The organism is Streptomyces sp. x-80 (assembly GCF_046549095.1).
Lineage (GTDB): Bacteria > Actinomycetota > Actinomycetes > Streptomycetales > Streptomycetaceae > Streptomyces > Streptomyces celluloflavus.
The window spans coordinates 159,193-184,862 of record NZ_JAJPWM010000012.1 but is presented as its reverse complement, the minus strand read 5'-3'; the positions used below and the strand labels follow the sequence as shown (position 1 = coordinate 184,862).

The following is a 25,670-nucleotide window of genomic DNA, read 5'->3' as shown; positions in this document are numbered from 1 at the left end:
AGCGCGTCCGCGACGACGGGGACGGCGTAGGAACGGCGGTGCTGAGACTGTTCAGCTCGCTGGACACATGGCGCTGGACATGCGGCCGAGATCGACGTGTCGCCGACTCACCAAGGCAATTCCAGCTGTGGACATGCCGGAAGCGTGTCACGCCGTTCTCCGGCCAGTCCACCGTCATCCAGAATTCAGACACCACTGTCCCGCATACCGAGACAGTGTGTCGCGGGTCACTCGCCGCCCGGGGTGGCGTCCGCCGCCCCTGGTCAGGGGCCCGGAGCCGGCGACGAGGGCGCCGTGGCCGTCGTGGTGTCGAACAGCCGGAAGCCGCGCCGCCGGTAGTTGTCCATCGCGTGCGGGCCGTCGTCGCTACAGGTGTGCAGCCACACCCGCTTCGTCTCCGCCCGCCCCGGCCACCGCCCGGCCAGGTCCCAGGCCCGCGCGGTCCCGTAGGAGAGCAGCTCCCCGCCTGTCCGGCGCCCCCGGAACGCGGGGAGGAGCCCGAAGTAGACGATCTCCACGGCGCCTTCCTCCTGGGCCGCCAGCTCGATGAACCCCGCGGGTGTGCCCCGCTCGTACGCCACCCAGGTCTCCACCCCCGGCCGCCCGAGATACTCCGCCCACTGCGCGTGCGGCCACTCCAGCCGGTCGGTCCACAGGATGTCGCCGCCGACCGCCGTGTAGAGGAAGCGGCTGAATTCGGGCGACGGCACCTCGGCCCGGACGATACGGACGCCCTGCTCGGCGGGCGGGCCCGCGGCGGGGGTCAGATCGCCGGGCGAGGTCTGTTCGAGAAACCAGGTGGTGACCGTGTGGCTCATACCGCCAGCACATCACACGGGTACCCCGGCGCGGCGTCCGGCCCTGGGGCGGGGCGGGCGGCGGCGGGCCCGTCAGCCGGTGGTCCTCGCCAGCCGCGCGAAGACCACCAGGTTCCCCGCGTAACCGGCGCCCGCGGAGTAGCCGCCACCGCAGGTCAGGAGGCGCAGCTCGGGGCGGCCGGTGGCGCCGTAGACCCGCTCGGCGGGGAAGGACTTCTTGCCGAAGACCTGGACGCCGTAGACCTCGAAGACCGCGGTCCGTCCGTCCGCGCGGGTCAACCGGACCGCGCTGCCCTTCTTCAGGGCGCCCAGGCCGTAGAAGACGGCCGGGCCGCTGAAGTTGTCGACATGGCCGACGACGACGGCGGTGCCGTTCTCGCCCGGCGCCGGGGCGTCCGCGTACCAGCCCGCCAGATTGGGGTCCGCGGGCGGCGGGGCCTCGATCCGGCCGTCCTTGTCCAGACCCACCGGTACCACCGGCGCGGACACCTTGATCGACGGGATGGTCACCCGGGTGGCGGCGGAGCGGGGCAGCGGCGGCGGTGCGGACGGGCCGGGGCGGCGGTCGGCGGGGGAGACCGCGGTGGTCCCGGCGTCCGGCTGCGGCGGCCCGCCGGCCTCGTCCGACAGCCCGCTGCGCACCATGGCGAAACCGGTCAGACCGAGCAGCGCCAGCACGCCCCACGGCGGGCGCCGCGGCGCGGCCGGCTCCACCCGCCACAGCTCCGGCCCGCCCATCGGCCTCATCGCCCTCCTCCCGCGGCGTGGCCGCGCGCCCCCGCGCGCACGGCCCGCAGTCGGCACGCTAGGCGCCCGCCGGGGCGACGGCGACAGCAGACGGCCGAACGGGCGGACGGCCGAGCGGGTGGCGGGCCGGGCGGGTGGCGGGCCGGGTCGCCGGTGGCCTCCCCCTCCGCTCCCGCAACGTCCTCTGCTCCCTCAGCTTCCTCCGCCTCGTCCGCCTCGTCCGACCCGGCCGCCGCGCCCGGCCCGTCCCTCACGCCCGCCGGGCCGCCGCCACCGCGGGTGCCGAGGACTGCGGCAGCAGTTCGCAGGGCCGGGGCGGCAGGCACAGCGTGACGTCCACGCCGTCCGCGAAGCGGTACGGGCGGTGCGCCAGGACCCCGGTGAGATGGCGGCGCAGCCGTGACAGTTCGGCGCGCACCGTGACCGTACGGCCGCCGTCGCCGAAGAGGTCCTGGGCGAGTTCGGCGGCGCTGCGGCCCTCGGGGTGTGCGGCGAGGACGAAGAGCAGCTCGGCATGGCGCGGGGTCAGCTCGTGCGACCAGCTGCCGGCCGGGCCGGTGACGGTGACCGTCGCACCGTCCCGGCCGCTGACGTCCAGCAGCACCCGGCCGGGCGCGGGCGCCGGTTCCGGCCGGCCGACGCGGATCAGCCAGCCGCCGGGCAGCGGCTCCAGCGTGCACATGCCGTAGCGCGGCAGCCACCGCGGCCCGGCCTCGGGGGCCTTGGGCAGCACCACCCGGTCCGGTGGGGACATCCCCGTGACCCCCGCGGTCCAGCCGTGTGGGTCGACGGCCAGCGCCCGTCCGCCGATCCGCGCCAGCACGGGCGCCGCGCTGGACCGCAGGCGTTCCAGGGAGGCGTGGTGACGAGTGCGCAGCTCGCCCTCCGCGAGCCGGGCGACCGCGGAGACCAGCGAGAGGGTCGTGGGATGGAAGGTGTGCGCCGGGCCGCTGACGTCCACGGTGCCCAGCAGGCGGCCGTCGCGCGGATCGTGGAGCGGCGCCGCGGCACACGTCCACTGGTGGTGGGTGCGGACGAAATGCTCGGCGGAGTGCACCAGCACCGGGCGCCTGGCCACCAGCGCGGTGCCGATCGCATTGGTCCCGACGATCTCCTCCGTCCAGTCGGCACCCTGGTCGAAGCCGTGCCGGTCGGCCATCCGCCGGACCGGCGCGCAGCCCTCCCGCCACAGCACCCGCCCCTCGGCATCCGTGACGACCATGATCTGCTGCGCGGCGTCGGCGGCCGGGAGCAGACCTTCGTTGAGCGTCGGCAACACCGCCGCCAGCGGCGAGGTCTGCCGCCGGTGCGCCAGCTCCGCCTCCGTGAGCTGCGGTTGGCGGCGGTCCCGGTCCGGGTCCACGCCCGAGCCCAGCGCCCGCCGCCAGGATTCGCCGATGACCGGGCGGGGCGCGTCGTGCGACGGGTCACCGCAGAGCGCCGCCTCACGGACCGAGGCGAGGCGCCGTGCGGTCTCGCGCACCTTCTGGGCCGACCAGATGACGCTGTCGTTCGGTGTGTCGTTCACGCTGCTCTCCGTTGTGCACTGGGCCGTGAGCCGTCCCATGGTGCCGTCACCGGGCCGTCCCGAAGGAGCCATTGCACAGAACCGCCGCCACGGACCGCAATGTTCTGTAGGGAATTGCAAGGAAATGAATGGCGATGCCGAAACGGTGGCGGGTGCCGGCGGACAACGCGGGGCGGTGACGAGCGATGAGGAGCGGCGGGTGACGGTGACGGGCCGATCACCCGCCGCCCGCCCGTCTCACCCGTAACCCGTAACCCGTAACCCATCACCCATCACCCGTAACCCGTCACCCCTCCACGACCGGCCGGGCCCGTGCCACGATCGCCCCCAGCCCCAGCGTGTGGGGCAGCGTCCCGAACGCCGCGCCCGCGTCGCCGCCCAGCCGCGACGCGCAGAACGCGTCCGCGACCTCGGACGGCGCGTGGCGCACCAGCAGCGCACCCTGGAGCACCAGCGCCATCCGCTCCACCAGCCGCCGGGCCCGCGCCTCGATCCCGTCCAGATCGGCGAGTTCGGTCAGCAGCCCCCTGATCGCCCGGTCCAGCCGGTGGTCCGCACCGCGCACGCCGCCCAGCTCGGTCAGGAACGCGTTCAGCGCGGCCGGTTCGTGCCGCAACGCCCGCAGCACATCCAGCGCCTGGACGTTCCCGGAGCCCTCCCAGATCGAGTTGAGCGGTGCCTCGCGCAGCAGCCGCGGCATCCCCGACTCCTCCACATAGCCGTTGCCGCCCAGGCATTCCAGCGCCTCGGCCACCATCGGTGTGCACCGCTTGGTCACCCAGTACTTCGCCGCGGGCACCGCCAGCCGCAGAAAGTCCCGGTCCTGCTCGGTGCCGCTGTCGTACGCCGCCGCCAGCCGCAGCGCCAGCGTCGTCGCCGCCTCCGACTCCAGCGCCAGATCCGCCAGCACATTGCGCATCAGCGGCTTGTCGATCAGCCGGCCGCCGAACGCCTCCCGGTACGCGGTGTGGTGCAGCGCCTGCGCCACCGCCTGCCGCATCACCGCCGCCGCCCCGCTGACGCAGTCCAGCCGGGTCGCCGCGACCATCTCGATGATCGTGGCGACGCCGCGCCCCTCCGCACCCACCCGGCGCGCCCAGCTCCGCCCGTCGAACTCGATCTCCGCCGAGGCGTTCGACCGGTTGCCGAGCTTGTCCTTGAGCCGCTGGATACGGAAGGCGTTACGGCTGCCGTCCGGCAGCACCCGGGGCAGCAGAAAACAGGTGAGCCCGCCCGGCGCCTGTGCCAGTACCAGGAACGCGTCCGACATCGGCGCGGAACAGAACCATTTGTGCCCGGTCAGCGCGTACTCGCCGGGCGCGGCCAGCGGTTCGGCGCGCGTCGTGTTGGACCGTACGTCGCTGCCGCCCTGCTTCTCCGTCATGGCCATCCCGGCCAGCGCACCCGGCTTGCCGGCCGCCGGACGCAGGCCCGGTTCGTACACCCGCGAGGTCAGCAGCGGTTCCCACTCGGCCGCGAGCCCCGGTTCGGCCCGCAGCGCGGGCACCGCCGCATGCGTCATCGACAGCGGGCAGCCGTGCCCCGCCTCCACCTGGGTCCAGACGATGAAGCCCGCGGTGCGCCGGACATGACCGTCCGGACGCGACCAGGCGTCGGTGAGGCCGGCGGCGACCGCGTGGCCGAGCAGCCGGTGCCAGGCCGGATGGAACTCCACCTCGTCGATGCGATGGCCGAAGCGGTCGTGGGTGCGCAGGACGGGCGGAGCGGCGTTGGCCTGCTCGCCCCAGCGCTGGGCCTGCGCCGAGCCGGCGGCCTGTCCCAGTGTGCTCAGCTCCTCCCGTACCTCGGCGAGGCGGGTGTCGGCGACGTACCGCGCGACGCCCTCGGTGAGGGCCGGATCGGCCGCGAAGACGTCGTATCCGGCCAGCGGCGGGGGCTGGTTCATCACCGTATGAGTCGTTGCTGTCATGCCGGATACGGTAAGGAGGTGCAGCCAGCAAACGAATCAGCCGAGCGTCCCGCGGGCCGCCTGAAACGGGCCCGCGCCCTCTACCGCAACGTCTCCAAACGCCGGCTGGCGTGGCTGCTGGTCAAGGACATCGTCAACTCCTGCATGGAGAACCGCGTCACCGGTCTGGCCGCCGAGGCCGCCTTCTTCTGCCTGCTGTCGCTGCCGCCGCTGCTCCTCGGACTCATCGGCGTGCTCGGCTATATGGAGCCCTGGATCGGGCACGCCACCATCGACAGCATCCGGCAGAACATCCTCAACGGCACCGCCACCGTGCTCTCCGACAACGGCGTGAACGAGATCGCCCGCCCGCTGATAAACGACGTGTTCACCGGCCGTCGCCCCGACATCGTCTCGCTCGGCTTCGCCATCGCCCTCTGGTCCGGCTCCCGCGCACTGAGCGTCTTCGTCGACGCCATCACCATCATGTACGGGCTCGACGGGCGGCGCGGCGTCGTCAAGACCCGGCTGCTGGCGTTCGGGCTCTACCTCGCCGGGCTGGTCGTCGGCGCCATCGCGCTGCCGCTGATGGTCGTCGGCCCCGACACGGTCGTGAGCTGGCTGCCGGCCAGCGAGGACATCATCCGGGCGCTGTACTGGCCCGTCGTCCTGATCCTGTCGGTCGCCTTCCTGACCACGCTCTACCACATGTCCGTACCGGTCCGTTCGCCCTGGCCGGAGGATATTCCGGGGGCGGTGGCGGCGCTCGGGATGTGGGTGCTCGGCAGCTTCCTGCTGCGCATCTATCTCACCCGTACCGTCGAGGGCCCCACGATCTACGGATCGCTGGCCGCACCGGTCGCGGTCCTGCTGTGGATGGGCATGGCCGCTTTCGCGGTGCTGGTCGGCGCCGCGATGAACGCCGCTCTCGACCGGGTGTGGCCGTCGGTCGCCACCGCCGCCGGCCGCGCGGAGAAACAACGCCGGCTGCGGTCACGGGCCCGGACGGAGCCGGCCGCGGCGGGGGCGGAGACCGGGGCGGACGCCGCGGACCCGGACGCCGCGGACCCGGACGCCGCGGATCCGGACACCGCAACGGGCTCGGCGGCGGGCGGCGAGGGAGTGGGCACCGGTGGCGGCCGGGACCGGGACCGGGATGGCGACGGTGATGGTGACCGGTACGACGCCGCGGGCGGGTACGACGTCGGCGAGGCCCCCGGCGGCGGGGTGCCGTCCGAATTCCCCGAACGGTGGGCCCGGTTCCTGCCACCGGACGATGTCCGCTCCCGGCTGCACGCCCAGCCCAAGCGCGGGGGGCTGGACCAGCGAGCCGCTCGGGGGCGGTGAGGGCGTACTGGGCGTGCGCCTTGACCGGCCCGGAGACCTCCTCGCGTGCCCCGCACGCGATCGACCGGACAGGTCGTGCCGACCTGCCGCGCCGGTTCGGGCCCGACGTACGCAACGGACGTCGGGCCCGAACCGGCATTCACTCAACGCGATACGACAGGGAAGCAGACGTCGGTGATCCACCTGCTGGGGTCGGGATTCTGGGCCGGGCCGACCCGGTAGATGTGGAACATCGGCCTGGTCTCCAGGTGACGCTCGGCGATGAGGGCGCCGATAGCGCCCGCTCTCTGCGCTCTCTGCCCGGCTCCTGGTGGAGATCATCGCTGGGGAGGGGGAGGAGGGGACCGGGAGGAGACGGGGGGACGAGGGACGGGGGACGGGGGACGGGGGACGGGCGCAGGGAAGAGACGCGGGAGGAAGGGCGGGTTCAAGTCGGCCGGTTTGTGACCCTTCCCGCCGGGGCGCAGCGCCGCCCAGCTGCCGAATCACCGCCAACTTGCTTTCCTGTGAGGTGAGTTGACCGATCCAAGAGGCGGAGAGGGGTGGTTCAGGTGAGCTGAAGGTACTGGCTCCCGCCCCGTCGAACCCCGTGACCGAACCGCCTGGAGAGGGCACCCATGACCCCATCACCCGCACCACTCGGCGGCTTCACCGCCCCTGACGCCACTGTTGACACGGGACCTGGCATCGGCCCGGCTGCCGCTCCGGACCCCGGCGCGGCTGCCGCCCCGGAGCCCGGCTCCGATGCCGCTCCGGACACCGTCGGCGAGCGGGGACGGGCCGTGGGCGCCGCCATGCCCGGACATCCCGTACGGGACTACGCCCCGTACCGGGGGAACGGGTTGCGTCACCCCCGACAGCCGTTGGTCGAGATCGACGGTCTCGCGGACCCGGAGGCCGTCGAGCTGAGCGGTCCCGTGTTCGGCGTCACGGATGTCACCGACCTGGACGCCGATCTCACCCGGCAGCACGCCGGGGAACCGCTCGGCGAACGCATCACCGTCTCCGGCCGCGTCCTGGACCGTACCGGCCGCCCCGTACGCGGCCAGCTCGTCGAGATCTGGCAGGCCAACGCCGCCGGCCGGTACGCCCACCACCGTGACCAGCACCGTGCACCGCTCGACCCCCACTTCACCGGTGCCGGCCGCTGCCTCACCGATGACACCGGCCGGTACTCCTTCACCACCATCAAGCCCGGCGCCTATCCCTGGGGCAATCACCACAACGCCTGGCGTCCGGCGCATATCCACTTCTCGTTCTTCGGATCGGCCTTCACCCAGCGGCTGGTCACCCAGATGTACTTCCCGGGCGACCCGCTCCTCGCGTACGACCCGATCCTGGCCTCGGTCACCGCCCCTGAGGCCAGGACGCGGCTGGTGGCCGCCTACGACCCCGAGCTGTCCCGCCCCGACTGGTCCCTGGGCTACCGCTGGGACGTGATCCTGGACGGCCCGTCCGCCACCTGGACCGAGGAAGGCCGCTGATGCCCCACCGCAACCGACCCAATGCGTCCCCGGGACCTGATGTGTCCCCTCAACCTGACGCGTCCCCGCGATCTGATGCGTCCCCTCGACCTGATGGGCCCCCGCGATCCGATGGGCCCCCGCTCTCTGATGAGCTCAGGCGACTCGATACGTCCTCCGGACCTGACTCGTCCGCCCGTCCCGACGTGTCTGCCCGTCCCGCCGCGTCTGCCCGACCGGGAACGCCCGCCCACTCTGCAACATCCGCCCACTCCGTAACATTCACCCACCCCGCGTCGCCCGCCGCCCCGTCCGGGCGATCCGCGGTCCCTCTCTTCCCCACGTCGCACCCGGTGTCCTCCGCGCAGCCCACGCCCATCGCGTCATCCGTGGCCCTCCCCGCCACGCCCTCGCAGACCATCGGCCCCTTCTACGGCTACGCCCTCCCCTTCCCCGGCGGCGGGCAGATCGCGCCGACCGGCCACCCCGACACGCTCACCGTGCACGGCTGTGTCCGGGACGGAGCCGGTGCGCCGGTGCCGGACGCGCTGCTGGAGATCTGGCAGGCGGGCCCCGACGGGGGCCTGACGGGCGCGCCCGGTTCGCTGCGCCGCGACCCCGTCGACGGCGCGGCCATCGGCCGCAACAGCGTGGACTTCACCGGCTTCGGCCGCGTCCCCACCGACGCGGACGGCCGCTACGCCGTGCGGACACTGCCCGCGACCGCCCCGGTCGGCCGTCCGGACGCCGCGCCGTACCTCGCGGTGTGCCTCTTCGCCCGCGGGCTGCTGCACCACCTGTTCACCCGCGTCTACTTCCCCGAGAACGCGGCGGCCAACGCGGCCGACCCGCTGCTGGCGCAGCTGCCCGCGCACCGGGCGGATACGCTGCTGGCCCGCCCGGACGGCCCCCGCCGGTACCGCTTCGACATCCACCTTCAGAGCGCCGAGCCCCGGGGCGACGAGTCTCCGGGCGACGCGCCCTCGGGAGCCGAGGGCGGTACATACGGGGAGACGGTCTTCCTCGCCTTCCGCTGACGTACCGGATGCGGACGTACTGCATGCTGACGTACCGCATGCTGACGTACCACCGCGGCAGTGCAGCACAGTGGGAAGCGGCTGTCACCGCCACGGACATGACGAATTCCGAGCTCAGCAGTCAGCAATCGGTAATCAGCAACCAGCAGTCAGCAATCGGTAGTCGGTAATCGGTCAGGGGTCGGCCGGTGTGCATCGAGCCGGCGGGCAAATCCTGGTGGATCAGAGAACGTAGCGTCCTGGAGCCAGGATCCCGGCGGGATCCAAAGCGTTCTTAAGACGGCGGAGCACGGCTGACACATCGTCATTCGCGTGAAGCGAGGACCGCATCGCACGCGTGCTCATCCGATATGGCGGATAGCCGAGGTCGCTGAATTGTTGCTCCAATGCGTCGTAGCAGGCCATGGCGCGGTCGTCCTCACCCTCCACAGACCGGTCGTAGGCGAGGATGACAGTGGCGACCGCAGTTCGTTCACCCGCCGCGTGGAGCCCGATGTTCGCCTCGAAACCGTGCGACCGGGTTACTCGCTCGACGGTGTCGACCGCGATGCGGACATGCCTGCCGTTCAGCGGCAGCACCGGGCAGCTCCAGATCAGGCCACAACCGTCCCGGTCAAGGTCGATGGGTACCGAATGGCACGATCGCTCTGCTCCTGCTCCTGCTCCTGCGCCTGCTTGTGAGCCTGCTTGTGCGTCTGTTTCTGCGTCTGCTTTCTCCGTGTCTCGGATACGCCAGTAAGCCATGAGCAGTTGACTCTCGGACGGTGCGCACCAGTCAAGGATCGAAGGTGACGACGCATTGCCTTGCGAAGGTTGATCGTCTTCACCGAACGTCAACCGGTCCACATGGGGGCCAAGTGATTCGGTCACTATGCGTCGCAGTTCGGCTCCGTGCCGAGCATCCACCGCATGAATCGTTGCGCGGCCGTTCCAGGCCCCCAGACCCCAGCGGTGACGCAATTCTCTGCGCAGGTCATCCGGCAGCGGTACGCGACCGCCTGCTTCCGCCCATGGATACCGTTGCTGCGTCGTGAGGATGCGGAGGTCATTGAAAAAGAGGAAACCGGAGCCAAGAACACCGGACAGGCTCAGTTGCCGGAGAGCATCGAGTGTGGTGTCCAGGCCGGAGCTGCTCTCGTCGAGAGTGAAGGCGAACCTGGCGACGTATCCAGGCATCGGCTTCAACCAGAGGGTCATCCGGGTCACCACGCCGAGATTGGACTGTGTGAAGATTCCGTCCAGCCAAGGGCCGAGACCCCAGCGGTGCAGTTCCCCGGTCACCGCACCCGGGTACCGGGTGAAGCCGGTGTGGAGGACTTCGCCGGTAGCCAGTATCACCTCGAATCCACATACGTGGGAGAACCGGTCGTTGTAGGGCCCGGAACCCAGACCACGCTCCAGTACATTGCCGATCAGGCTGGCGCCGGGAGTGCTGCCGGTGAAACCGGCGAACAAGCGCGCACCTCGATCGATGAGGTAGTTGTGCAGTTGAAGCTGAGTCACACCGGGTTCCACGGTGACGTAGGCAAACTCTTCGTCATAGTCCAGAATGCGGTTCATTCTGGACAGCGGCATCACCACGCAACCGTCCACTACCGGGGAAGCAGATCCATAGCCCCAGTTCTTCCCCGTACTTACCGGGTACAGCGGAACCTTGTGCCGCGTCGCGATGCGCAGGCATGCGCGGACTTGCTGTCGGTCGCCCGGACAGATCGCGGCGGCGACTCTCTGATCGGTGGGATAAGTTGCCGTACCGAGCTGTTCCAACAGCGCGGGATCCGTGCGGACATGCGCCACCCCGATCGCCGCCCGCCATTCATCGAGAGCGGCCGGCAGCGCCGATTCAGCCTCCTGGCCCGGTGGCAGGTGGGCGCGTGTATTCACTGGCAGCCTCCAGATTTCCCCGCGCGGTGTCGGCCGTCAGGTACACGGCGGTACAGAGCTCGCCTACGCCCTACCGACCATGTTCATCCTCGGTCGCACCGTCGGCATCAGAGAGAGCTGCCGATTGGGCTGTTGGGATGGGCAAGGCAGTGCGCACTCACGGCGATCTCAGGGCCGACTGTTCAAAAATGGCACGATTGCGGAACGGGCATGATGCTGGTTCAGCTAGGTTGGCTCGATTTTGCCGATTCGACTTGTTCGAGAATCAGTACTCGGAATCGAGAATCGGGAATCGGGACGCGAAAGGAAAGTCGTGGACTCGTCGAAAATCTCCAACTATGTCGAAGAGAATCTCGATATGTGGGGAGCCGCTCCTGACCGAGTCGTCCTGGTCCACGGAGAACGTCGCATCACCGCAGGGACCCTGCGCAATATGATCTACAAATTGGCACGTGCATTGCAAGATCAGGACGTGCGGCGGGGGAGGACGGTAACACTGCTGTGTGGCAATGGGCCGGAAGGGGTTGCCGTGGGTTACGCAGCCGGCCTGCTCGGTTGCCGTGTCAGCCACCTCGACAATACCCTCTCCGTAAAAGCCCAGGCAGATATCGTCGAATTCATCGAGACCAGCGCTTTGATCGTCGACCCTCGATGGGCCGATCAGGCTGTGGCGGTGATGGACCAGACCTCGGTCAGAGTCGCGCTCACCTTGGGACCCGCACGTATGGGAACCGATCTGCTGGAGCTGGCTGCCGGAGAGTCCGCCGGTGCCTTCGGCGGTCTGACCGAGGCACATGATGTGTGTCTTATCCGGCAGACCGGCGGCACCACCGGTGTCTCGAAGGCCGTTCTCCGGACCTTTGCGGACACGGCATATTTTCGGGATCTCCTGCCGCGGGAGCAGGAGCCACACATTCAGCTCGTGTGCTCCACACTCGCCCACGGAGTCGGCATGCTGGCCGACCACGTCCTACGTGACGGCGGCACCTTGGTGCTCCTGGAATCTTTCGACGCGGCGACGGTACTCTCCACAATCGAGCGGGAGCGCATCACTTATCTGTCGCTGATTCCGCCATTGCTCTACCAGCTTCTGGATCACCCGGATCTGGCTCGTACGGACCTTTCCAGCCTGCGGTGTATCTACTACGGGGGCTGCACAGCTTCTCCCGCTCGGCTCGCGGAGGCGGTGGTGCGTTTCGGGCCGGTACTTGAACAGTTCTACGGTCAGACCGAAGCAGGACCGATCAGCAGTTTGCCGCCCGAGGACCACGATCCGGCACACCCCGAGCGTCTGGCGTCGGCCGGGAAGGTACGGAACGGAGTTGAGGTGGTGATCCGCGATGCGAAGGGGCGAGACCTCCCGCCTGTGCAGCGTGGCGAAATCTGCGTACGGTCTCCGTTCGTCATGCGAGGCTATTGGAAGCGGCCTGACCTGACCGCGGAAGTACTGCGGGACGGCTGGCTCCGTACCGGAGATATCGGATACCTCGACAGTGACGGCTACCTCACCGTCACAGGACGCAGCAATGACCTGATCAAGGCGGTCGAGGCCGAGAGCGCGGTCTCGGCCGTCGAGGCGGAGCGCATTCTCGATGCTCATCCGCATATCAGGCAGAGTGCGGTCTTCAGCGTCTGGGACCGCGACAACCTTGAGCGTATTCATGCCGCCGTCGTCCTGGAGCCGGGGTATTCTGTCGCGACCGGGGAACTCCGGACCATGATCCACGATGTGCTGGGGCAGCAGTACGAGTTGGCCGACACCATGTATGTCGATGCGCTGCCGCTCACCGGTGCGGGAAAGCCGGACAAGGAAACGCTGCGACGACGTGCCTCGACGGCATACCGCGAGCCCGGCCCCACCGGTCGCTGAGGAGGCATGCCGAGGAGGTTCACGGAAGAGCCGGGCAGGCCGGCGGCCATCTCATGCCCGCTCCGGTCTCCGTCCGTCCCCGCCCGTGCCCGCAGTTTCGCTGCTCAGGGGAGAGCGGAGGCTCGGCTCAGCAAACGCACGGCGTAGTCCGCGATGGCGGATGACAAGGCGTCTTCCGTTTTGACTACCCAGCCGGGGTTCGCATTCACCTCGCAGATGATGAAGCTGTCCTCATCGAAGAGAAAGTCAACCGCACCGAACACCAGCCCCAACGCCTTGGCCGCGCGAATGGCGATTTCCTCGGCCTCCGGATAGCGTCCGGTGCAGACGCTGGTGTTGCCACCCAGGGAGGCGTTCGACTTCAGCCTTCCCGCTGCTGCGCTGAACACGATCGACTGAATGAGTTGGCCGTCGACCACCAGTACCCGCAGGGTTCTTCCCCGGGAAGAAGAAATGTATTGCTGAAACAGAAGCGGGAGCCGTTGGTCGATATTTCCGTGTATTTCCCTGAGCAGCTCCAGTTGGGGAGCGAGGAACACGGCCCGACCACAGTTGCCGCGCACCGATTTCACAATACAGGGCTCCGGGAGAAGTGGACTCTGCACCACGTCGCCCAGTGGTACGGCGGCATACGAGATCGTGTCGGGCACGGGAATCCCTGCCGCTGCCAGCCGCTGTAGGTGCAGAACCTTGTTTGCGCAGAGCGTATGGGCGGCCAGCGAATTGAACACGGCAACACCCATCTGTTCGAGATGGTGAAGAAGGGACGTCTCGTGATCGGGGCGCAGATCGGCGGTGTTGTGCCGGACGTACACAACTTTGGGCGGTGACAGACGGCAGCCCGACGTGTCGTACAACGCGAGTTCCCCGCCCCGTACGCCGAACAGCAGCTCATCGGTGTGCCATACCGCGAAGCGCGGGCCGAAACGATCGTGTAGTGATTTCTGGAGCAGCTCGATCCAGACCGGAAGGCTTTCCGGCAGGCGGAAGACAAGCATCCATACATCGGCGGAGCGCTTGGTGCTGCTTTCCATGGCACCATTCCATCCCTACTAAGACGGTGTCCTATAAGACCACGGTCCAAGTGTGACCGTTATTTCCGGACCATTAATTACGGACCATTATTTCCGGCTTTTCGAATTCGCTGTCCGAAGTTCGGTGGCCGCCGCTTCGACAACGGCACGCGACGCATGGATCAGATCCCTTCGGCAGACAGCGCGTACGAGAGCGTGCAGGGAGAGGTTCCAGCGTTCGGCGACCTCACCGATGAAATTGACGTTCGCGGAGTGACATCTGCTCTCCCCGAGAACGAGATCCAGATGGCTGACACCCCGGTCCCTTTTCCTTCTCTCGGCAATCAGAGTCTCCGCAGTCTCAGCCAGTCGGTCTCCGTCCACCTCCTTGAGGTAACCTGCTCGCTGCATTACTTTTACGAGGACCTCGATCTGCGCATTTCCCGCGCTACGGCCGGCGCCACGCAGCGTGCCGTCCACGGCGACAGCTCCGGCTCTCAGTGCGGAAAGCGAATTGGCGACGGCAAGTGACAAATTATCGTGACCGTGGAAACCGGTGGGTATCTGCGCGTCGGACAGTATGCTGACCAGACGGTGTACCTCGTCGGGGAGCATGCAGCCGGCAGAGTCCACAACGTAGAAAAGGTCGGCTCCGGCCGAGCAGGCTGCCTGGGCGATGGTGAGCACGTCTGTCGCGGGAACTGCGTACGTCTTCATCGCGTTAAGCGTGACCGTGATGTCCAGGTTCTTCGCTTGATGAACCAGGGCAAGAGATTTTTCGACCTCTGTAGCGTTAACTCCCACTCGCACGAACCGAGCGCCCGCGGAAACCGAGTCCTTGATCGATTCGATCGTAGCGGAATTCGCCTCCGCGAAGATGCCGACTTCCGCTTTGGGTGCCCCCAGTGCGGCAGCTTTTATCAAATCAGAACAGGGGATGCCGAGACGTGACCCCCGGGCGCTGTCCACTCCGACTTCAATGTGTTTGACTCCGGCCGAGAACAAGGCGGACGCAATTACCTCGACCTCGCTCCGCGAGAAGCGCATCTCATAGGTGCCTTCCCTCAGCGTGCAGTCAACAATCCCATCAATAGGCGACACAACCTCAGCCTCCGATACGCTGCAAACTGCTTTCTTTACGTGCGTGGTGAGTCAGTGTCGCGGTGAGGTCGGTACTCGATCGGTACTCGATCCATACTCAACGGGTCGGCAATTCCGGTGGCGCCGGGAAATCCGTTTTCGGATCTCCCGGCGGCAACTATGAGTGGGAACACAACCGGCATGTATGACGTATGTGACTATACCTACTCATTCCACACGCGGCGCGACTGCGTATGTGCGTTCACCCGGTTGGCGGTGTGCGGTCAGGTCTCAGCGCTTCCGCGGAAGGAAGCGGCGACTGAGCACGGGCAAGTGCAACAGGCACGAGGCGAGAACAAGCACAACAGCGAGCGCAAGGGGACAAGAGTGGGACCAACCGTGGACCAGTCGGCCGCGGTGATGACCGGACCCTGGCCCCTCCCCGGAAGCACGCGAGAATGATCGACTCCCGCAAGATCGAAACGGCCGGGCACCCCATCGGCGGAACAGTCGCATCGACCACCCTGGCCACGGATTCCAGGTGGACGCGGGCATCAACATGGATGCCTCCTTCTTCTCACCCATCCCCCGGTAAGAGCTGGGCGGTCGCCCGTTCTGATGCCGGGAGCCGAGGACAGGGGCCCGCTCCTGGCGCTGAGCGCGGTCAGCCGTGGCTGGGTTCTCCGCGGACACCGGACTCGGCTACCGCAAGCCGGGGCAGGCCGCCGGCCAGTCCGCGCCCACCAATGAGGCCGAGCGGGAAGCCCGCTTCGCCGTGGGGAAAGTGAGGGCACGGGTGCCGGCCACGATGGACGGGCGGCGGTACGACGGGGAACCGCGCACGCCGCACGCCAGGAACGGTCGCGCGGTCTGGGAGCCGCGCCTGCCCCTCCGGCCGTTCCTGGCGTCGAAGGGCTGAGGCGTGAATACCTCGTCGGGCCCGTTCGGCCAATGCGGCAGCTCTGACCGGAGTTCCGAGATGGCGAAATTGCCGTGACGGCGAAGGTGATGGGGCGCGGCCTGGCTCACTTGCCGTCGAGCACTGTCGTCATGAGGTACTCGCAGTCCTCTTTGTTGAACAGGGCGTCCCCGCGGTGGCCGTACGCAGCACCAGCAGTCAGTAGGGCCGTCGCCCGCTCACTACGCCCGCCACCCTCCCGCGAGGCGCCGAGCAAGGTGGCGGGGCAAGGTCTTGCGGTGGGCGACATGCTGCCGCAGGCTCAATGGCGGGTTGCCGCGCGGCAGTCGCTCAGCATGTGCTCACAGGTATCCGAATGCCTTGGTGAAGGTGGAAGGAGTCCCGATGGCCGGAGTACGCGTGGTGATCGTCGGCGGTGGTATCGGAGGTCTGGCTGCGGCGGTGGCACTGCGGTCCAAGGGCGTCCAGGCGGATGTGTACGAACAGGCTCACCGGCTCGGCGAGGTCGGGGCGGGCTTCATGCTCGCGCCCAACAGTCTGCGGGTGCTGGAGCGGCTCGGCCTCCACGACAAGATCACCCGGACCGGGGCGCCCTTCACCGGGTTCACGGTCTGCGAGGCGGACGGCACCGCGGTGTCCTCGTTGGCGGTCGGCGGAAGCGACGGGCACACCATGTTCGGTATGCACCGCGCGGACATGGTGAACCTGCTGGTTTCCAGCCTTCCGGGCGACGCATTGCACATAGGTCACCGGTGTGTGGCGTTCACGCAGGACGACGACCGTGCCGTGGTGACGTTCGAGAACGGGGAGAGCGCCGAGGGCGATGTCGTGGTCGGCGCCGACGGCATCCATTCGGCGCTACAGCAGTACGTCGTGGAGCCTCACGACCCGGTCTTCTCCGGCCTTGCGGCATACCGTGGCGTGATGCCCGCGGAGCGGGTGCCCGACTGGCCCGACCACGCCGTGCGGTTCTGGAACGACGGCACCAAGAATCTGCTGGTCTACCCCGTGCGCAGGGGTGAGCTGCTGAACTTCGTGGCCTTCACCGCGGCCGACGAGCAGATGCGTGAGTCCTGGTCGGCGCCGGGTGACCCACAGCAGCTGGCCGCCGCTTTCGGCGACGGCTGGGATGCGCTGGCACGCGAGGTCGTCTCGCAGGTCGATGCGACCTTCCGGTGGGGCATCTACGACCGGGAAACGCTGCGGAGATGGTCGCAAGGGCGGCTGGCGCTGCTCGGCGACGCGGCCCATCCGATGCTGCCGTACATGGGGCAGGGCGCCAACCAGGCCATCGAGGACGCGATGGGGCTGGCCACGCTGCTGGAGGGGGTGAGCACCGCCGACGTGCCCCATGCCCTGGGCCGTTACCAGACATTGCGGCGCGATCGTGCCGCCCGGTTCCAGCAGGGCTCCCGGTTCAACGTGGAGCTCATGGCTGCGAGCAAGGCCCCGATCCTCGGTATGCCCTGGATGTACGACTACGACGTCGAGGCCGAGGCCCGCACCCTGCGCTGAGGACGGATCAGACGGCACGTATCCCGGCCGGCCTTCGGCCCCACCGCCCCGGAGGCCACACGGGGTGACAGCTGGGGCCTCCATCACCAAGGAATACGCGACGGGCGATTACGTGAGGTGGCCAGTAGACGGTGCGGCTGTGCTCACGGGCCTCCGTGGTGCCGGAGGCCGGTCGGGCCTCACGGGCGTCCGATGCGGTGCGGTGCCTTGTCCCGCGGCGAAGCCGGCGGTGGTGTGCCACGGCAGTGGCATGCTCCTCGCTATGGATGCAGATCGGCGGGACAGGACAGCGCCGGGGTGGTGGGGGCGTATCGCGGGTGCCTGGGCGGTCGCTTTCGCCGGGCTGCATTTTTACTGGGCGCTGGGCGGCAGTTGGGGCCTCAGCGTCTCGGCGGGGCCCCTGGCCGAGGAACGCCCCGAGTGGTTCGTGGCGGTGGGCTTGTGGGGCGTGGGGCTGCTGTGCCTGATCGGCGGTGTGCTGGGATGGCTTCTCGCCGGGCCGCGGCCTCGTGGCCTGGCAGGACGGGTGGTCAAGGTCCTCGGCTGGTGTGTCTGTGCCGTGCTGCTGGTGCGCGGCATCGCTGTCGAGGGGCTGCTGCTGACCGACACCGCGGGCCAGGAGATAGCTGTCAGCCCGGAACAGCGGCTGTGGACGCTGCTGCTGTGGAATCCCTGGTTCCTGATCGGTGGTCTCGTCTTTGGTCTGGCCGCATGGAAGTCCGGAAGGGTGGAGGGCCTGAGTGGCGGCGCCGCCTGACGGCGGGTCGGGGAACGGCGAACGGGGGAACGGGGGAACGGGTGGCGGCGAACGGTAGATCTGAGACCGGGGTGTGAGCGACGAGCCGGACATCCTGCTGACCGCCGGATCGCCGGACCGCCGGACCGTCTGGCCGTCTGACCGCTTGACCGCCTGACCGCGCTGTACGTGGAGATCGGCGACGAACCGGAGACCAGCCGGTGGAGGGCCAGGCCACCGAAGCTCACCGATGTACCGATGTAGAGCCGGTCACGCTCGCGGTCGCGCGGGTGCTGCTGGGGTTCCGCTCCGAGGCGCGATGGGTGCGGTACGCGAGGCAGTACCTCGCGCCGATGTGCGTACCTGTCGCAGCAGTTGCCCTGATGTCATGCGGACTTGGCCGTGATGCCTCCGTTGCCGGTGGTCAGGTCGAGGCGGTGGGGGCCGGCCGGGTCGTGGGGGATGCCGATGTCCTTCTGGCCGAGGCCGGACTTCGCGGATACCTGGTACCGCCCGGACGGCATGGTGAGGGCGATGGAGCCGTTGGTGGTCTGCGCGCGGACGTCCTGCGGGGTGGCCGGGGTGAGAGCGATCGCGCCGTTGGTGGTCTGCGCCTGGATGCGCCCGCCCGTCAGCCCGCGTCCGGTGATCTCACCGTTGGAGGTCCGGACGTCGACCGTGCCGGAGACCCCGTCCAGCTCGATGCTCCCGGAGCTGGTGGTCACGTGTACGGCGCCCACCTGGGACAGGCTGACCGCGCCGGTGGAGGTCTTCCCCGTCACCGGGACGCCCGCAGGCAGGTCGATCGTGTAGGTCACCGAACAGTTCCGGCCGCAGCCGTCGAGTACCAGGACGCCGTCGTCGACGTGCTGCGTCGCTCCTTCCGGCCGGTCGCCGTGGTAGGTGACCTCGCGGTGTACGGACACCTTGGTGACGTCCTTGCCGCCGCGCAGCGTGAGGCCGCCGGAGCCGGTGTCCAGCCGTACCGACGTGATCTTCTGGGACACCACGGTGTCGTCCTTGACGACAGCCTCCGTCCACGGGCCGCATGCGGTGAGCCCGCTCGCACCGGCCACGGCCAGCGCCATGGCCCCGACAAGCCGGAGATGCCTGTGCATGGATGTCCCCCCGATGGATGCTGCGGTGACTGCGGTGGGTCCCCTCACCTCGGGAACCGGCGCCCGACGGTGATGCGGTGACGGTGACGAGGTGACGGCGATGCGGTGACGAGGCTATGACAAGCGGCTTCGGCGAGGCCATAGGGAAAACCCCCGTTCCCCTTGGGGTGCCACCCGGTGGGTCCCTGAGCCGACCGACCGACCGACCGACCGACCGACCAACCAACCGACTGACCGGCCGACCCACCCACTGCCCCACCCACTGCCCCACCCACCCACTCGCCGCCCCACCGGCCGCCCACCGCCCCACCGGGGCCGAAGCCAGGCCAGGCCAGGGGGTCAGCGGCGCGCTCTCCCGTACACCGTCCGGTAGCGGACCAGCAGCATCGCCGCGTCGTCGTGCAGCGGCCCGTCGGCATGCTCGACCAGGTCTTCGCGCACCGAGCGCAGTGCGGACTCCGGGTCGGGGTCCTTGAGCAGGCCCGCGCGCTCGTCGAGTGGATAGAAGCGGCCCGCCGCGTCGCGCGTCTCGGTGACGCCGTCGGTGTAGAAGAGCAGCTGGTCGCCGTGGGCGAACGGGACCTTGTAGGGGAGGGGCGGCTCGGTGCCGTGGACGGTGAGGCCGAGCGGCAGCGAACGGTCGGGCGGGGCCGCGAAGCCGACCACACCGGTGGGCCGGACGATCAGGGGCGCCGGATGGCCGAAGTTCAGCATCGTCGCGAACGGGCCGTCCCCGATCTCGGCGAGTACGGCCGTCACGAACCGCTCCCCGGACAGATGCCGGCTCAGCGCCCGCTCCACCCGCTCGCCGACCGCCGACAGATCCGGCTCGTCGTGCGCCGCCTCCCGGAAGGCACCCAGTACCACCGCCGCGCTCTCCACCGCCTCCAGGCCCTTGCCCTGGACGTCCCCGACGATGATCCGTACCCCGCTGGGCGAGGTCACCACCTCGTACAGATCACCGCCGATCCGGGCCTCGGCCACCGCGGAGGTGTACGAGACCGCGATCCGCAGCGGGCCCATACCGCGTGGCACCGGGCGCAGCAGCACACGCTGGGCGACCTCGGCGATGGACCGGACGCTGGCCAGCTCCGCCTCGCGGCGCTGCCGCATCACCGCGGCCGCCACACCGGCCACGGTGACCCCGGCCACCGACAGCAGGGCGGTCAGCCCGCGGCGGCTCTCGAACAGGTCGTTGTACACCCCCAGGCCGACGCAGAGCAGGCACGCGGCCAGCCCGATCATGGCCGTACGCCGCCAGCCGCCGACCAGCCCGGCGAACGCGGGCCCCAGGGACACCAGGGGCAGAAAGCCGACACCCGGTCCGGCGGTCAGGTCCACGGCGCTGACCACGGCCATGACCGTGTACGGAAACGCGGACAGCACACGGGAGCCGGTACGCCGCTCCCCGTTCTCCACGGCCAAGGTGTACTCCGACGGTGTCGCGAGGGGTGATCGGGCAATTCGGGGGCGGGCGGGCGGGCGGACAGACGGAGCGGGGGCCGGTGAGGCGGCGGTCGGACGGGGCGGCGGTCGGCCGAGGGGTGGTCGGGCGGGCTGGCGGGTAACGGGGCCGTCGGCTGTCGGTGCGCGCCCGCCGTCGGCCTTGGTCCGAGCATAGGCAACAGCCGACGGGTCGAATTACCTCGATTGCACCCTTGTTACCGAATCGCAGCGGGGTGCGGCAGGCCGCGGCTCTCGCCGCTGATCTCCGCGGACCCATGACACGGCGGCCGAGGCGCCGTCCGGAACGCCGTCCGGAACGCCGTCCGGAACGCGGTCCGGTATCCGGCTACGTCACCGGTTGTCCGCCTGCGTACGGCTCACCGACGGTGCCGGATGCGTCGGACCGCCGGCCGTCGCGGCGCCGGAACGGTCGTCTCGGCGCCGGAGCACACGGGGCACCGCCCGCGTGGCAGGACGGGGGACCGACGGAGCACAAGAGGGCCGACGGAGCAGAACAGAACCGACGGAGCAGAGCAGAACCGACGGAGCAGAAGAGAGCCGGTAGGCCGGGAAAGACCGGTGGGTCAGAGGAGACCCGGTGGGTCAGGCGAGACCCGGTGGGCCAGAGGAGACCCGGTGGGTCAGGGGAGATGGGAGTGGGCCACATTTACCCGGCCGGGGCGCAGAATGCGGATCGGGCCGCGGTTGCAGGCGGGGCAATCGGCACGGGTCAGCGGGGAGGCGACCCGGACACCGTGGGCGTAGTAATCGGCCTTCCGGTGCCCCGACAGATCCGTGGAGTGGCGGATCTCGTACTCCTCTTCCCACCCGTGCCCGCAGTGCAGGCAGACGAACGCATACGCCTCGTGAACGGTCTCGGTGTCCCTGTTCATGGTCACCAGCTCTCCACCAGGGCCCGACGTATCCGCGCCGGGACCAGATCCGTGCCGCACTTCCAGTATCCCACCGCACCATCGATACGGCCGGTGGTGCGCGGGCGCGAAGTACGGGGTGCGCGGCGTCGGACGGCAGCGGTGATCCCGTACGGCCGGGCCCGCCACCAGGCGTAATACGGCCGGCAGGTATAAAGGGCGGCATGGGGCACGACGCGAACCGCCGTCCGCGGCCGTCCGGGACGGTCGTCCCCGGCGAGGATCTCGACCACGACGTAGAGGAGGTCATCGCCGCGGTGCTGACCGCCTCCCGGCTGCTGGTCGCCATATCCGCCCGCGCCCTCGCCGACAGCGATCCCACCCTCACGCTGCCCCAACTCCGGGCCCTCGTCGTGCTGGAGAGCCAGGGGCCGGTCAAACTCGTCGCGCTGGCCACGGCGTTGGGCGTCAACCCGTCCACCGCGATGCGGATGGTCGACCGGCTGGAGGCGGCCGGCAGCGTCGACCGGCAGGCCAACCCCGACAACCGCCGGGAGGTCGTCCTGCGTCTGACGGCGAAGGGCCGCCGTCTCGTCGACAAGGTGCTCGACCACCGGCACGCCGAGATCGCCGAGGTCGTGGCCCGGCTGCCGGTCGAACAGCGCGCCGGACTCGTCGCCTCGCTCCGCGCGCTCACCGACGCCGCGGGTGAACCCACCGTCGGCCCGAGCCCGCCACCGCCGCCCGAGAAGACCGCACCGTGAAGACCGCACCGTAGCGGCGCAGCGGCGGCAGTCGGGATCGTCCCCTGTGACGGTTCCTGTCCCGCTGCGCTTCGTACCGGTGACCCGCACCTCGCGCCCGCCCCCCAGGCCCGTCCTCCAGGCCCGTCCCCCAGGCCCGTCTCCCGTCCCCCGGGCCCGTCCCCCGTGGCCGGAATCCGGCGCGGGCGGTGATCAGCGGGCGCTCGTACGGAAGGTCTCGTACGGAAAAGTCTCGTAGCAAGATCTCGTACGCAGAATGGTGGGCATGACCGAGAAATCGATCCGCCCCGAGAAAACGATCAGCCCTGGGAATCCGATCAGCCCTGGGACTCCGACTGGTTCAGTGAATCCCATCGGTCCGGTGGATCCGGTCCGTCCCGTCGAAGCTCTCCTCGTCGTCGATGTCCAGGTGGCCTTCGTCTCCGGTGACGAGGCGGTGCCCGACGCGGTGCGGGTGCTCGACCGGAGCCGCGATCTGCTCGACCGGGCCCGTGCCGCCGGTGCCCTGGTCGTCCACCTCCAGAACGACGGCGCGCCCGGAGCCGTCGACGAGCCGGGGACGCCCGGCTGGGAACTCCGGCTGCCCGTCGCGCCCGGCACCCGGGAGAAGGTGGTCCGCAAGACGGACGACGACGGCTTCGTGGACACACCGCTGGGCGACCTGCTGACCGGGGCCCGCGTCGAGGCGCTCGCCGTCTGCGGTGTGCTCTCCGAGATGTGCGTCAGCGCGACCGCCCGCGCCGCTCTGGCACGCGGTTTCCGGGTCGTCCTGCCGCACGACGCGCACGCCACCTACGACATCCCGGCCGCGCCCGGTATCAGCGAGGTGGTCCCGGCCGCCATGTCGTCGCGGGCCGCCGAATGGGCCCTCGGCGACGAGATCGAGATCGTGGCCCGGACCGCCGATGTCACCTTCCGCGCCCCGCCCGAGCAGTCCGCGCCGACGCTGCCGCCACCCGCCGCCCACGCGTCCCGCGGGTCCGGTCTGCCGGACGGGAGCCCTCCTGCGCCATTTGCCTGACCCGGGCCGCCCGGTGCGCGATGCCCGGCTGACCCGCCGCAGCCGCCCGGTGCCGGGCCGTTCCGGTGCGCCCGTTCGCCCCGCTCGTCCGGGCCTCGGGTCGCACGCGACGGGCCGCGGGGCGAGCCTGGAACCGACCGGCTCCGAGTGGCAGGCCCCGCAGTGGGGCTCCGAGAGGAAGGCCCCACAGTGAACAGCGCGGAAGAGGCGGCACATGAGCGGCACGCGTCGGCCGAGGTCGTCGTGGAGGTCAGCGGCTGCGCGACGGCGGATGCGCACGCCGTCTTCAGCGCGTTGCGCACCTCCTTCGTCTCCGACCGGGCGGCGGACGACGTGCCCGAGGAGATGGTCGGACCGCGGGCGACCGTGTGGACCTCGACCTTCGACGTGACCGACGTACGGGCGGCGGCCGAGCCGCGACCGCTGACCGCACCGCTGACCGTCAATCTCCAAGGCGGCTACTGGGCCGTGGACCGGCTGTGCGAGAGCCTCCGGACGGCGTTCGCGGTGCGGGTGCTCGGCACGGCCGCCGGCGACCAGGAGGAGGAGGTCCAGCTGCTGCTGGAGACCCGGTAGCCGGTAGCCGGGGCAGGTGGCAGCCGGGTCGATCGTCCCGGTCACCCTGATCGCCCCGGTCGCCCCTATCGCGCCGATCGCCCCGGTCGGCGCGACCGGCCGGACGCCGTCGGGGCGAAGGGACCCGACAGGACCGCCCCACCGACCGACCGCGGCCGCCCCACATCGAACCCAAAGCCGACCCGGCCCGAACCCAAAGCCGGCCCGGCTCGAACCGAAAGCCGGCCCAGCCAGAACCGAAAGCCGGCCCGGCTCGAACCGAAAGCCGGCCCAGCCTGAACCGAAAGCCGGCCCGGCCCGAACCGAAAGCCGGCCCAGCCTGAACCGAAAGCCGGCCCACACCGAACCGAAAGGCGCGAGCGAGTGGAGTCCTCCCCCCAGCCGGCGGCCGCCGTCGCAGCGGCCACCGCCGCAGCGACCGCGGCGACCGCCGAGCGCTCCGAGATGGTTCTGCACGTCAACGGCGTGCCGTACCCGCTGACCCTGGACCATCGGACGACGGTCCTGGACGCGCTGCGTGAACACCTCGATCTCACCGGCGCCAAGAAGGGCTGCGACCACGGCCAGTGCGGCGCCTGCACGGTGCTCGTCGACGGCCGGCGGGCCAACAGCTGCCTGTTGCTGGCCGTGGCGCAGGACGGCCGTCGGATCACCACCGTCGAGGGCCTCGCCGAGGGCGAGCGGCTGCATCCGATGCAGGAAGCCTTCCTCGACCGGGACGCCTTCCAGTGCGGTTACTGCACCCCGGGGCAGCTCTGCTCGGCCGTCGGACTGCTGACGGAGGCGGCGGACGGCTTCCCGTCGTCCGTCACGCCGGACACCGCGGACCCCGGCGCGCCGGTGCGCCTCACCGCGGACGAGATCCGGGAGCGGATGAGCGGCAACCTCTGCCGGTGCGGCGCCTATCCCCGCATCGTCGATGCGGTCGGCGACGTCCGGGACGGCGGCGCCCGGACCGGTCAGGACGTGGCGTCGTGAAACCGTTCGGCTATCTGCGGGCCGCGAGCGTCGAGGAGGCCGTCCGGGCCGGTGCCGCGCAGCCCGGGGCCCGGTTCCTCGGCGGCGGCACCAATCTCGTCGATCTGATGAAGCTCGGGGTGGAGGAGCCGCGGCTGCTCATCGACGTGAGCGGGCTGCCGCTCGACCGGATCGAGGAGCTGCCGGACGGCGGGCTGCGGATCGGCGCGACCGTCCGCAACAGCGAGCTGGCGGCGGCCGTCGTGGTGCGCGAGCGCTACCCCGTCCTCTCGCAGGCATTGCTGGCCGGTGCCTCCGGGCAGCTGCGGAACACCGCCACCACCGGCGGGAACCTGGTGCAGCGGACCCGCTGCACCTACTTCCAGGACATCTCCAAACCGTGCAACAAACGCGTACCGGGCACCGGTTGCCCCGCCCGCGACGGCGCCCATCACGATCTCGCCGTACTGGGCCACTCCGCGCACTGCGTCGCCACCCAGCCGTCGGACCTGGCCGTCGCCCTCGCCGTCCTCGACGCCACCGTTCACCTGCACGGCCCCGACGGGGAACGTGATGTGCCGGTGACCGAGTTCCACCGGCTGCCCGGTGAGCACCCCGAACAGGACACCGTGCTCCGGCCGGGCGAACTGATCACCGCGGTCCGGCTGCCACCGGGCCACCCCGGTGCGCGCTCCCGCTACCGCAAGGCCCGGGACCGCGCCTCGTCCGCCTTCGCCCTGGTCTCCGTCGGCGCCGTACTGGAGGTGCGGGGCGGCGCGGTCCGGCGCGCGGCGCTGGCGTTCGGCGGGCTCGCGCACCGGCCGTGGCGGGCCCGCGCCGCGGAAGAGGTGCTGCGCGGCGCCCCCGCCACCGCGGACACCTTCGCCCGCGCCGCCGACGCCGAGCTGGCCGCCGCCCGGCCACTGCGCGAGAACGGTTTCAAGGTCACCCTCGCCCGCAACCTCGCCATCGACGCGCTGACCGACCTCGCCGCCCGCACCTGACCCGACGCGGCACGGTACGTACGCCCCCTCCGTACGTCCCCGTCGC

The 25,670-nt window shown here is 70.0% G+C and carries 24 protein-coding genes; 12 read left to right on the top strand and 12 right to left on the bottom strand.

Annotated features, from left to right (window positions below):
- Window positions 1–51 precede the first annotated feature (51 nt).
- From ACLJWH_RS24750 to ACLJWH_RS24730, 5 genes are all read right to left on the bottom strand, one after another.
- Window positions 52–135: a putative leader peptide gene (locus ACLJWH_RS24750; RefSeq protein WP_411144018.1), complete on the bottom strand. Its 84-nt coding sequence runs from the start codon at window positions 133–135 to the stop codon at window positions 52–54.
- A gap of 128 nt (window positions 136–263) precedes the next feature.
- Window positions 264–818, bottom strand: a complete 555-nt coding sequence (locus ACLJWH_RS24745) for a GNAT family N-acetyltransferase (RefSeq protein ID WP_411143926.1) — start codon at window positions 816–818, stop codon at window positions 264–266.
- A 72-nt stretch (window positions 819–890) separates the two neighbouring features.
- Complete coding sequence (locus ACLJWH_RS24740; protein ID WP_411144017.1) at window positions 891–1,556, bottom strand: class F sortase; 666 nt, start codon at window positions 1,554–1,556, stop codon at window positions 891–893.
- Between the two features lie 259 nt (window positions 1,557–1,815).
- The gene (locus tag ACLJWH_RS24735; RefSeq protein ID WP_411143925.1) at window positions 1,816–3,093 is read right to left on the bottom strand and encodes a GAF domain-containing protein; all 1,278 of its coding nucleotides are present in this window, start codon (window positions 3,091–3,093) and stop codon (window positions 1,816–1,818) included.
- Between the two features lie 286 nt (window positions 3,094–3,379).
- Entirely contained in the window at window positions 3,380–5,023 is a 1,644-nt protein-coding gene (locus tag ACLJWH_RS24730) for an acyl-CoA dehydrogenase family protein (protein ID WP_411143924.1), read from the bottom strand.
- Between the two features lie 18 nt (window positions 5,024–5,041).
- Between ACLJWH_RS24730 and ACLJWH_RS24725 the strand changes: the two genes are divergently transcribed.
- The 3 genes from ACLJWH_RS24725 to pcaG all read left to right on the top strand — a co-directional run bounded on the left by ACLJWH_RS24725 (window position 5,042) and on the right by pcaG (window position 8,849).
- Window positions 5,042–6,349 carry a YihY/virulence factor BrkB family protein gene (locus ACLJWH_RS24725; protein ID WP_411143923.1) on the top strand — a complete coding sequence of 436 codons (1,308 nt, stop codon included), beginning with the start codon at window positions 5,042–5,044 and terminating at the stop codon, window positions 6,347–6,349.
- Between the two features lie 617 nt (window positions 6,350–6,966).
- A complete protein-coding gene (gene pcaH, locus ACLJWH_RS24720; protein WP_411143922.1) occupies window positions 6,967–7,833 on the top strand; it encodes a protocatechuate 3,4-dioxygenase subunit beta in 867 nt (288 codons plus the stop codon).
- A gap of 368 nt (window positions 7,834–8,201) precedes the next feature.
- Entirely contained in the window at window positions 8,202–8,849 is a 648-nt protein-coding gene (gene pcaG, locus ACLJWH_RS24715; protein WP_411143921.1) for a protocatechuate 3,4-dioxygenase subunit alpha, read from the top strand.
- Between the two features lie 222 nt (window positions 8,850–9,071).
- Here the strand turns inward: pcaG and ACLJWH_RS24710 are convergent, their stop codons facing one another.
- Entirely contained in the window at window positions 9,072–10,733 is a 1,662-nt protein-coding gene (locus ACLJWH_RS24710; RefSeq protein WP_411143920.1) for an FAD-binding oxidoreductase, read from the bottom strand.
- Between the two features lie 313 nt (window positions 10,734–11,046).
- Between ACLJWH_RS24710 and ACLJWH_RS24705 the strand changes: the two genes are divergently transcribed.
- A complete protein-coding gene (locus ACLJWH_RS24705; protein ID WP_411143919.1) occupies window positions 11,047–12,603 on the top strand; it encodes an AMP-binding protein in 1,557 nt (518 codons plus the stop codon).
- Window positions 12,604–12,707: 104 nt separating this feature from the next.
- Here the strand turns inward: ACLJWH_RS24705 and ACLJWH_RS24700 are convergent, their stop codons facing one another.
- Window positions 12,708–13,637: a RimK family alpha-L-glutamate ligase gene (locus ACLJWH_RS24700; RefSeq protein ID WP_411143918.1), complete on the bottom strand. Its 930-nt coding sequence runs from the start codon at window positions 13,635–13,637 to the stop codon at window positions 12,708–12,710.
- An 87-nt stretch (window positions 13,638–13,724) separates the two neighbouring features.
- Window positions 13,725–14,717, bottom strand: a complete 993-nt coding sequence (locus ACLJWH_RS24695) for a hypothetical protein (protein WP_411143917.1) — start codon at window positions 14,715–14,717, stop codon at window positions 13,725–13,727.
- 649 nt (window positions 14,718–15,366) lie between these two features.
- Between ACLJWH_RS24695 and ACLJWH_RS24690 the strand changes: the two genes are divergently transcribed.
- Entirely contained in the window at window positions 15,367–15,615 is a 249-nt protein-coding gene (locus ACLJWH_RS24690; protein ID WP_411143916.1) for a hypothetical protein, read from the top strand.
- Between the two features lie 106 nt (window positions 15,616–15,721).
- Here the strand turns inward: ACLJWH_RS24690 and ACLJWH_RS24685 are convergent, their stop codons facing one another.
- Window positions 15,722–15,904, bottom strand: coding sequence for a hypothetical protein (locus ACLJWH_RS24685; RefSeq protein WP_411143915.1), 183 nt, complete (start codon window positions 15,902–15,904; stop codon window positions 15,722–15,724).
- 95 nt (window positions 15,905–15,999) lie between these two features.
- Here ACLJWH_RS24685 and ACLJWH_RS24680 point away from each other — a divergent pair, with 95 nt between their 5' ends.
- Window positions 16,000–17,130, top strand: coding sequence for an FAD-dependent monooxygenase (locus tag ACLJWH_RS24680; RefSeq protein WP_411143914.1), 1,131 nt, complete (start codon window positions 16,000–16,002; stop codon window positions 17,128–17,130).
- Window positions 17,131–17,392: 262 nt separating this feature from the next.
- The gene (locus ACLJWH_RS24675; RefSeq protein WP_411143913.1) at window positions 17,393–17,887 is read left to right on the top strand and encodes a DUF3995 domain-containing protein; all 495 of its coding nucleotides are present in this window, start codon (window positions 17,393–17,395) and stop codon (window positions 17,885–17,887) included.
- Between the two features lie 365 nt (window positions 17,888–18,252).
- Here ACLJWH_RS24675 and ACLJWH_RS24670 read toward each other — a convergent pair whose 3' ends face one another.
- The 3 genes from ACLJWH_RS24670 to ACLJWH_RS24660 all read right to left on the bottom strand — a co-directional run bounded on the left by ACLJWH_RS24670 (window position 18,253) and on the right by ACLJWH_RS24660 (window position 21,323).
- Window positions 18,253–18,984, bottom strand: a complete 732-nt coding sequence (locus ACLJWH_RS24670) for a DUF4097 family beta strand repeat-containing protein (protein ID WP_411143912.1) — start codon at window positions 18,982–18,984, stop codon at window positions 18,253–18,255.
- A 339-nt stretch (window positions 18,985–19,323) separates the two neighbouring features.
- Window positions 19,324–20,343: a PP2C family protein-serine/threonine phosphatase gene (locus ACLJWH_RS24665; protein WP_411144016.1), complete on the bottom strand. Its 1,020-nt coding sequence runs from the start codon at window positions 20,341–20,343 to the stop codon at window positions 19,324–19,326.
- 728 nt (window positions 20,344–21,071) lie between these two features.
- The gene (locus tag ACLJWH_RS24660) at window positions 21,072–21,323 is read right to left on the bottom strand and encodes a hypothetical protein (RefSeq protein WP_411143911.1); all 252 of its coding nucleotides are present in this window, start codon (window positions 21,321–21,323) and stop codon (window positions 21,072–21,074) included.
- 203 nt (window positions 21,324–21,526) lie between these two features.
- On the opposite strand from ACLJWH_RS24660, the gene ACLJWH_RS24655 reads away from it, so the two are divergent.
- The 5 genes from ACLJWH_RS24655 (at window position 21,527) to ACLJWH_RS24635 (ending at window position 25,624) form a co-directional block, all read left to right on the top strand.
- Window positions 21,527–22,066, top strand: coding sequence for a MarR family winged helix-turn-helix transcriptional regulator (locus tag ACLJWH_RS24655; protein WP_411143910.1), 540 nt, complete (start codon window positions 21,527–21,529; stop codon window positions 22,064–22,066).
- Between the two features lie 361 nt (window positions 22,067–22,427).
- The gene (locus tag ACLJWH_RS24650) at window positions 22,428–23,087 is read left to right on the top strand and encodes an isochorismatase family protein (RefSeq protein ID WP_411143909.1); all 660 of its coding nucleotides are present in this window, start codon (window positions 22,428–22,430) and stop codon (window positions 23,085–23,087) included.
- Between the two features lie 189 nt (window positions 23,088–23,276).
- Entirely contained in the window at window positions 23,277–23,663 is a 387-nt protein-coding gene (locus ACLJWH_RS24645) for a hypothetical protein (RefSeq protein ID WP_411143908.1), read from the top strand.
- Between the two features lie 363 nt (window positions 23,664–24,026).
- The gene (locus ACLJWH_RS24640) at window positions 24,027–24,641 is read left to right on the top strand and encodes a 2Fe-2S iron-sulfur cluster-binding protein (protein ID WP_411143907.1); all 615 of its coding nucleotides are present in this window, start codon (window positions 24,027–24,029) and stop codon (window positions 24,639–24,641) included.
- Complete coding sequence (locus ACLJWH_RS24635) at window positions 24,638–25,624, top strand: FAD binding domain-containing protein (protein ID WP_411143906.1); 987 nt, start codon at window positions 24,638–24,640, stop codon at window positions 25,622–25,624. Before ACLJWH_RS24640 ends, ACLJWH_RS24635 begins: the two co-directional genes overlap by 4 nt.
- Window positions 25,625–25,670 lie beyond the last annotated feature (46 nt).

Excerpts from the sequence above, each read along its gene's own strand:
- ACLJWH_RS24750 (WP_411144018.1), bottom strand. The coding sequence starts at position 135 with ATGTCCACAGCTGGAATTGCCTTGGTGAGTCGGCGACACGTCGATCTC.
- ACLJWH_RS24745 (WP_411143926.1), bottom strand. The coding sequence starts at position 818 with ATGAGCCACACGGTCACCACCTGGTTTCTCGAACAGACCTCGCCCGGC.
- ACLJWH_RS24740 (WP_411144017.1), bottom strand. The coding sequence starts at position 1,556 with ATGGGCGGGCCGGAGCTGTGGCGGGTGGAGCCGGCCGCGCCGCGGCGC.
- ACLJWH_RS24730 (WP_411143924.1), bottom strand. The coding sequence starts at position 5,023 with ATGACAGCAACGACTCATACGGTGATGAACCAGCCCCCGCCGCTGGCC.
- pcaH (WP_411143922.1), top strand. The coding sequence starts at position 6,967 with ATGACCCCATCACCCGCACCACTCGGCGGCTTCACCGCCCCTGACGCC.
- ACLJWH_RS24700 (WP_411143918.1), bottom strand. The coding sequence starts at position 13,637 with ATGGAAAGCAGCACCAAGCGCTCCGCCGATGTATGGATGCTTGTCTTC.
- ACLJWH_RS24685 (WP_411143915.1), bottom strand. The coding sequence starts at position 15,904 with ATGTCGCCCACCGCAAGACCTTGCCCCGCCACCTTGCTCGGCGCCTCG.
- ACLJWH_RS24680 (WP_411143914.1), top strand. The coding sequence starts at position 16,000 with ATGGCCGGAGTACGCGTGGTGATCGTCGGCGGTGGTATCGGAGGTCTG.
- ACLJWH_RS24675 (WP_411143913.1), top strand. The coding sequence starts at position 17,393 with ATGGATGCAGATCGGCGGGACAGGACAGCGCCGGGGTGGTGGGGGCGT.
- ACLJWH_RS24670 (WP_411143912.1), bottom strand. The coding sequence starts at position 18,984 with ATGCACAGGCATCTCCGGCTTGTCGGGGCCATGGCGCTGGCCGTGGCC.
- ACLJWH_RS24665 (WP_411144016.1), bottom strand. The coding sequence starts at position 20,343 with ATGGCCGTGGTCAGCGCCGTGGACCTGACCGCCGGACCGGGTGTCGGC.
- ACLJWH_RS24660 (WP_411143911.1), bottom strand. The coding sequence starts at position 21,323 with ATGAACAGGGACACCGAGACCGTTCACGAGGCGTATGCGTTCGTCTGC.
- ACLJWH_RS24655 (WP_411143910.1), top strand. The coding sequence starts at position 21,527 with ATGGGGCACGACGCGAACCGCCGTCCGCGGCCGTCCGGGACGGTCGTC.